This is a genomic window from Mycobacterium sp. 852002-51163_SCH5372311 (assembly GCF_001667115.1).
Classification (GTDB): Bacteria; Actinomycetota; Actinomycetes; order Mycobacteriales; family Mycobacteriaceae; genus Mycobacterium.
On record NZ_LZIJ01000069.1, the window covers coordinates 22,876 to 29,271 of the forward strand.

The 6,396-nt window shown below is 66.1% G+C and carries 6 protein-coding genes and 1 pseudogene; 3 read left to right on the forward strand and 4 right to left on the reverse strand.

Annotation, left to right across the window (positions count from 1 at the left end; translation table 11 throughout):
- Positions 1 to 8: 8 nt before the first annotated feature.
- On the reverse strand, positions 9 to 791 hold the full coding sequence (locus A5791_RS08355; protein ID WP_067233870.1) for an alpha/beta hydrolase: 783 nt from the start codon (positions 789 to 791) through the stop codon (positions 9 to 11).
- Positions 792 to 892: 101 nt separating this feature from the next.
- Here A5791_RS08355 and A5791_RS08360 point away from each other — a divergent pair, with 101 nt between their 5' ends.
- Positions 893 to 1,183: a hypothetical protein gene (locus A5791_RS08360; protein WP_067233885.1), complete on the forward strand. Its 291-nt coding sequence runs from the start codon at positions 893 to 895 to the stop codon at positions 1,181 to 1,183.
- 9 nt (positions 1,184 to 1,192) lie between these two features.
- Here the strand turns inward: A5791_RS08360 and A5791_RS08365 are convergent, their stop codons facing one another.
- On the reverse strand, positions 1,193 to 2,467 hold the full coding sequence (locus tag A5791_RS08365; RefSeq protein WP_067233871.1) for a hypothetical protein: 1,275 nt from the start codon (positions 2,465 to 2,467) through the stop codon (positions 1,193 to 1,195).
- Positions 2,468 to 4,036: a long-chain-fatty-acid--CoA ligase gene (locus A5791_RS08370; protein WP_067233872.1), complete on the reverse strand. Its 1,569-nt coding sequence runs from the start codon at positions 4,034 to 4,036 to the stop codon at positions 2,468 to 2,470. It lies immediately after the preceding gene.
- A 315-nt stretch (positions 4,037 to 4,351) separates the two neighbouring features.
- Between A5791_RS08370 and A5791_RS08375 the strand changes: the two genes are divergently transcribed.
- Together A5791_RS08375 and A5791_RS08380 are read left to right on the forward strand one after the other, a co-directional pair.
- A complete protein-coding gene (locus A5791_RS08375; protein ID WP_067233874.1) occupies positions 4,352 to 5,287 on the forward strand; it encodes a catalase family peroxidase in 936 nt (311 codons plus the stop codon).
- 91 nt (positions 5,288 to 5,378) lie between these two features.
- Positions 5,379 to 6,161: a sulfite exporter TauE/SafE family protein gene (locus A5791_RS08380; RefSeq protein ID WP_067233876.1), complete on the forward strand. Its 783-nt coding sequence runs from the start codon at positions 5,379 to 5,381 to the stop codon at positions 6,159 to 6,161.
- 17 nt (positions 6,162 to 6,178) lie between these two features.
- Here A5791_RS08380 and A5791_RS08385 read toward each other — a convergent pair.
- Positions 6,179 to 6,396: pseudogene (locus A5791_RS08385) on the reverse strand (carboxylate--amine ligase); the annotation flags it as partial.

Below are 6,396 nucleotides of genomic sequence, written 5' to 3' on the forward strand. Positions count from 1 at the left end.
GCAAAGCCCTACAGGCCCTGGCCCGCGAGCCAGCCCTCGATTCTTTCGGCGACTGCCTGCCATCCGGGTTCGAGCATCATGTTGTGGCCCATATCGGGAAAGAACCCGGCCTGGGTTCGGTAGGCACGGGCCGTTGCGCGCACCTCGTCGTTGGTGACCGTTGCATCGCTCTCGCCGTCGAGAACCAGGACCGGAATCGTCACACGCGACGGCCTCACTCGGATAAGCACGCCGGTGGCGCGCCCACTCACCGGCTGCAGCCGTGCGGCACAAGACTCGACCGTCGACGCAGGGGTCCCTGCACAGAACAGTTTTTCGCGGGCAAGCTGTGCGGTGTTGACCAGATCGGCCGTAGTCCCGACCAGGTTTGCGCGGATGGTCAGCCACGGGTGACTGAGTACCGCGCGAAGCGCGATCGCCATCCGCAGCCTGCGCTGTGGCGGGTAAGACGCCAGCAGGACCGCGGCCGGGGCCCGGCGGTTCTCGAGATACTTCTGCACCAGCAAGCCGCCCAGAGAATGCCCGATGAGCACGGGTTCGGAACCGAGCATCTCGACCGTGCTGCGAATGTCGTCGACGTAGTCGGCGACGGAAACCGAGTTCAAACGTTGCGACAGGCTGCTGGCGCCATAGCCGCGCAAGCTGACCGCGACGGCACGAAATCCCTTGTCGGCGAAGAAGTCCAGAAAATGCTCATCCCAACACCACGCGGCGTGCCAGGCGCCGTGTACGAAAAGCAGCGGGGCAGGATGCGATTCGGTGACAGCTCCCTTGTCGACCACCTCGAGCATGCGCCACCCTCGATTCAAGTGGGTCCACGTACGTGCTCATCATGACCCGCAAGGCACAATCGGGGGGCGATATGAGCACGACCCCGCTGAGGAGGGTGGCGATGGGCACCAACGAAGGTATTGGCATTTTGCAACTCGAATGCCCACAACGGCACTCCGTCGGCCGGATCCTGAAGGAGGCCGCGCACCAGGCCGTCCAGTACGATCCCGGAGCAGCCGTCGGACCGCGCCAGTTCTGGCCGCAAGAAGACGAGCAGGGGCGATTCAAAACACATTGCCGGCACTGTGACAAACCTGTAGGCGACGCCTCAGCCACGTTGCAGCTCAAGCTAAGTGAGCTGATCGCCGACGATGCGCAAACCCGCGGAACCGCCACGTTGTCATACCTCTAAACCGCCCGGCTACTTGCCTGCGAGAATGCGGTATTGCGCCGACACCTGCTGCATGACGTCCTTCTCGGTCTCGGAGAAGACGGTGTAGGCATAGCGGTCGGCTTTGGCCACACATTTGAACTGCCACTGCATCATTCGCCAGGTGGCGGGTGAGTCGGGAGGCAGCGGGGACCCGGATCTACGGAAACATTTGGCATCGGGAAAACCCGGCACGCGGTCGCGCAGGGGCTGAATATCGCTACCGTGGCCAACCAGTCCGGTGAGGAAACTCATCAGACGCTGCGCGGCATCGGCATTCGTGGTTTGGTAGACGGTTGCCAGGCGCTGACTGACGTAGTCGACACCGGCGGCTTGGAGTGCGGCAGCCGTACCCCGCGGGTTGTCGGCGAAATGCAACCAGCCTGTGGGCTGCCATACACCGACGTTGACCGGCAGCGTGATGCCTTCGCGCGTCAGAGTTCCGGCCAGCATTCGCCCGGACGGATCCAGCGGCAGCGAACCGAGGTTGGCCGGATCGGTCGGGACAAACCGGTCAATCTGCTTCTCCTGCAGGTCCAGGCAGAGCAGCAGCATGGCCTCGGGCGACTTGCCCACGCCTGGGCCCTCACCGGCCGATACGGTTTGGTACAACACGTAGCGTCCGTGCGCGGCGAAACTCTCCACGACCTTTCGGCCATCGGCTCGGACGTATTTGACCGCGATCGCCTCGGGATGCTTGTCGATGACGGTTGGCTCATGCGGCGGTTGGCCCGGCAGAGGCGTGTCGGCCGCGGCCAGTTCGGTCGCCGCCGCGCTCGCGGCGGCGGGGTCGGGAAACATCAGGACGGCATTGGTCAGCTCCCGCAAGGGCGAAGAGCCGGGGGATTGGCGTCGAGTGGAAAACCCGGTGATGTAGCCATGGTTGGCCGCGACACTGGAAAACGCCGGGGCGAAAATAATTCCCAGGTTGTTCGCGTCTGCGATGGGCTGGATCTGAATCAGTAATTCAAGGAAGGGATGCTGCGTCAAAGTTTCGTCGACTTGCCATGGCCCCGTGACGAACTCGGCCAACCGGTGCGCTTCCAGCAGGTGCTGACCGTACGTGTCGGTGCCGGCGGTTCCGAAGATGTGACCCAGCGTGGTCGGGTAGGTGCCGGTGTCCATCAGGGCTACATTGGCCGTGTCCGCTTCCTTGGCCTTGACCGCGGCGCCATCCACCGTCGTAGTGCAGCCCGATACCGGCACTAACACCGCCGTGACGGCCACCGCCAACCGACGCGCCACACCGCTGAACCTGCGGACCATTCATATCCCTCGTGCCCGGTCACGCCAAAACGGCTCTCGCAGAGTGGCTTTCAGAATCTTGCCACTGGCGTTGCGCGGTAACGACGGCACGAAGTTGACAGTCCTCGGACATTTGAAGCCGGCCAGCTGGCTGCGGCAGAATTCGACGAGGTCGGCGGGTTCGACCTCGGAGGTGGTGACGACGAGGGCCTTGACCGACTCGCCCCAGAAGTCATCGGGCACACCGATGACCGCCGCGTCGGCGACGGCAGGATGATCGAGGAGCACGCTTTCCACTTCGGGGCCGTACACATTCTCGCCGCCGGTAATGATCATGTCCTTCAGCCGATCCTCGATGTAGAGGTAGCCGTCGGCGTCGAGGCGGCCGATGTCGCCGGTACGCAACCAGCCGTCGCCGGTGATGGTGTCCGCAGTAGCCTCGGGACGATTCAGGTAACCGCTCATGGCCTGATCGCTGCGCGCCCAAACCTCGCCCGGCGCATCGTGATTCAGGCGTTCCCCGGTCGCGGGATCGGCGATCTGAAGCTCGGTGCCCGCCGCGGCCTTGCCCGCCGACAGTAGCAACTCGGGACGGCCCGGATCGCGATGGTCGGCGGGACTCAGCGCGGTGACCGCCCCGCAGAGTTCGGTCTGTCCGTACACCTGGACGAAGTTGACGTCCGGCCACGTCGCCAGCGCTCGCTGCAACAGCGGCACCGGCATAGGCGCCGCCCCGTACACCAGGTAGCGCAAGCGCGCCACTGCACTGCGGGCCGCCTCGCCGCCGTCCAGAAACCGGGCAATGACAGGCGGCACGAAGAACGCGTGCGTCGCGCCGTCATTCAGCACGCCGATCAAGGTTGCGGCGTCGGGTTCGCGGGTCAGGATCGTCGGTACCCCGGCGAAGAGGCCGAAACACGCGTAGCCGATACCTCCGACGTGGAACAACGGCATGGCGACCAGGTTCGCGTCGCCTGCGGCGAACGGAAAGGCCGGGGCCAGATTGGTGATGTGGTTCACCAGCGCGCGCTGACTCAGCAGCACGCCTTTGGGGCGCCCCGTCGTGCCCGAGCTGTAGATCACCAGAGCGGTGTCCGAACCGTCGCCCTCCACCTCGGCCGAGACGGGTGTCGCCACGGTGAGCAGCGATTCGTATTCGTCGCCCTCGCCACCTACCACGACCACGCGCTCGAGTCCCGGCACGCGCGCGGATATGTCCTGCACAGTGGGATGCAGTTCGGCGCCGACGACCAGCAAACGGGCACCGCTGTCGTCGAGCACATGGACGAGTTCGTCCCCGATGACGCGCCAATTGACGACGGTGGCCACAGCGCCGATGGATGCCGCGGCAATCAGAATTTCCAGGCAGGCCGGGTGATTCTTGTCCAGAAACGCGACCCGCTCGCCGCGCTGAACGCCGGCGGCCCGCAGCGCACCGGCCGCGCGGCGGATCCGCAATGCCCACTGCGCCCAGGACCATTGCCGGTCACCGAAGCGGATCGCGATCCCGTCGGGCCGGTGCCGGGCGTGCTGCTCGACGATTCCGGCGAGAGTGGCCGCGGTGTCCGTGGTGGCATCGGCTGCTGGCATGGGCTCTACTCTGCAATATGGCGCCGCCGTGCCACACGGCGGCCGCAGGCAATATGGCGCCGCCGTGCCACACGGCGGCCGCAGGCAATATGGCGCCGCCGTGCCACACGGCGGCCGCAGGCAATATGGCGCCGCCGTGCCACACGGCGGCCGCAGGCAATATGGCGCCGCCGTGCCACACGGCGGCCGCAGGCAATATGGCGCCGCCGTGCCACACGGCGGCCGCAGGCAATATGGTGCCGCCGTGCCACACGGCGGCCGCAGGCAATATGGTGCCGCCGTGCCACACAGCGCCCAAAGACCTACGATTCGCCAATGGGCGTTTCGGTGACTCCTGACGATGCGATTGACGCGATCCGGGGCACCGGCGGAGCGCAGCCGGGCTATCGGGCTTTGCACGCCAAAGGCACCCTCTACCGCGGCACGTTCACCGCGACCCCCGAGGCGTCCGGGCTTTCGCGGGCTAAGCATCTCGACGGCTCCGCCGTGCCGGCGCTCGTCCGCTTCTCCAACGGATCGGGCAACCCCGCGCAGCGCGATGGCGTACCCGGCGTGCGCGGGATGGCCGTGAAGTTCACCCTGCCCGACGGGTCCACCACCGACGTGTCCACTCAAACCGCGCAACTGTTCGTCTCGAGCACGCCGGACGGATTCGTCGACCTCTTGAAGGCGATGCGGCCCGGCCTGACCATGCCGTTGCGGATGGCCGGATTCTTTGCCACCCATCCCCGGGCGGTTGGCGCGTTACCCGTCCTGCGCGCCGCCAGCAGGGTTCCGGCTAGCTACGCCACCGCGCAATACCACGGACTGCATGCGTTCCGGTGGGTCGGCGCCGACGGCAGCTCCAGATTCGTTCGCTACCACCTTTGCCCCGCGGCGGGGGAGCAGTACCTTTCGAAACCGGAGTCCAAGGACGCTGATTTCCTTACCGACGAGCTGGATGCCCGGCTGCAGACCGGGCCGGTGCGGTTCTCCTTCCAGGTGCAGATCGCCGGGCCCACGGACTCGACGGTCGATCCGTCGGCACGCTGGCGAAGCAGCGAGATGACCGACGTCGGCACCCTCGAGATCACCGGCCTGGACACGCTGCGGGAGCACGACGGGGACATCGTGGTGTTCGATCCCATGCGGGTGACCGCCGGCATCGAACCTTCCGACGACCCGGTGCTGCACTTTCGCAGCCGGGCCTATTCGGCGTCGGTCAAGTTGCGGACCGGCGTGGATCGCGGTGCCGAGGCGCCGCCGATCTGAGACGTGGCCATGAAAAGCGTTGGGTCGCAGCCGCGTTAGATGTCTCACACATCGGCTGACGCAACGTTCGCGCAGAGTAGGGTGCTGCGCAATGTCGGCTTCCCAAATCGCGTTGATCGGCCTGGCCGGATTCGCCGCCGGCGCGATCAATGCGCTGGTCGGCTCGGGCACGCTGATCACCTTTCCGACCCTGGTCGCCCTGGGCTATCCGCCGGTCACGGCCACCATGTCCAATGCGGTGGGCCTGGTAGCGGGAGGCGTGTCGAGCACCTGGGGCTATCGCTCCGAGCTACGTGGGCAATGGGATCGGTTGCGCTGGCAGATCCCGGCCTCGGTGGGCGGCGCGGCGCTGGGCGCCTTCCTGTTGCTGCACCTGCCCGAAAAGGTGTTCACCCGCATCGTGCCGGTGTTGCTGGTGCTGGCCTTGCTGCTGGTGGTGATCGGTCCGTGGATTCAGTCATGGGCGCGCAGACGCGCTGAGGAAGCGGGACGCTCGGTCGAACACATCCAGCCGGTGCGCATGGCCGTCCTGGTGATCGGCACTTTCGCCGTCGGCGTCTACGGCGGCTATTTCACCGCCGCACAGGGCATCTTGCTGGTGGGCGTGATGGGCGCACTGCTGTCGGAATCGGTGCAGCGCATGAACGCGGCGAAGAACCTGCTGTCGACGGCGGTGAATATCGTTGCGGCGATTGGTTATACGTTGGTCGCCTGGGACCGCATCAGCTGGCCGGTTGCCGGGGTGATCGCGGCAGGCTCACTGATCGGCGGATGGCTCGGGGCGCGTTATGGGCGCCTGCTGTCACCGAATTCCTTGCGCGCCACCATCGTCGTGGTCGGCCTGATCGGGTTGTACCGCCTACTGACTGTGTAGCCAGCATTCAGCTCAGCTCAGCTCAGCGTGGCGGCAGCGGCTTCGGCGATGACGTCCGTCATCTCCCCGCGTTTCTGCCACGCGCGGCGCTGGCGCATCGCGCCGTTGCCCTGCGTCGCGATGCGATCGAGTTCGGCTGCGACACAGTCATATTCACCGATCGACTCCAGGGCCGGCCGCACTCGTCGCAGCAATGTGTTCAGTTGCTCACGGGCGGGCACCGCCCCCCGGCCGC

What these genes read in the sequence shown, in the direction of transcription:
- A5791_RS08375 (WP_067233874.1), top strand. Translation starts at nt 4,352, where the DNA reads ATGGGCGTTTCGGTGACTCCTGACGATGCGATTGACGCGATCCGGGGC.
- A5791_RS08370 (WP_067233872.1), bottom strand. Translation starts at nt 4,036, where the DNA reads ATGCCAGCAGCCGATGCCACCACGGACACCGCGGCCACTCTCGCCGGA.
- A5791_RS08360 (WP_067233885.1), top strand. Translation starts at nt 893, where the DNA reads ATGGGCACCAACGAAGGTATTGGCATTTTGCAACTCGAATGCCCACAA.
- A5791_RS08380 (WP_067233876.1), top strand. Translation starts at nt 5,379, where the DNA reads ATGTCGGCTTCCCAAATCGCGTTGATCGGCCTGGCCGGATTCGCCGCC.
- A5791_RS08365 (WP_067233871.1), bottom strand. Translation starts at nt 2,467, where the DNA reads ATGGTCCGCAGGTTCAGCGGTGTGGCGCGTCGGTTGGCGGTGGCCGTC.
- A5791_RS08355 (WP_067233870.1), bottom strand. Translation starts at nt 791, where the DNA reads ATGCTCGAGGTGGTCGACAAGGGAGCTGTCACCGAATCGCATCCTGCC.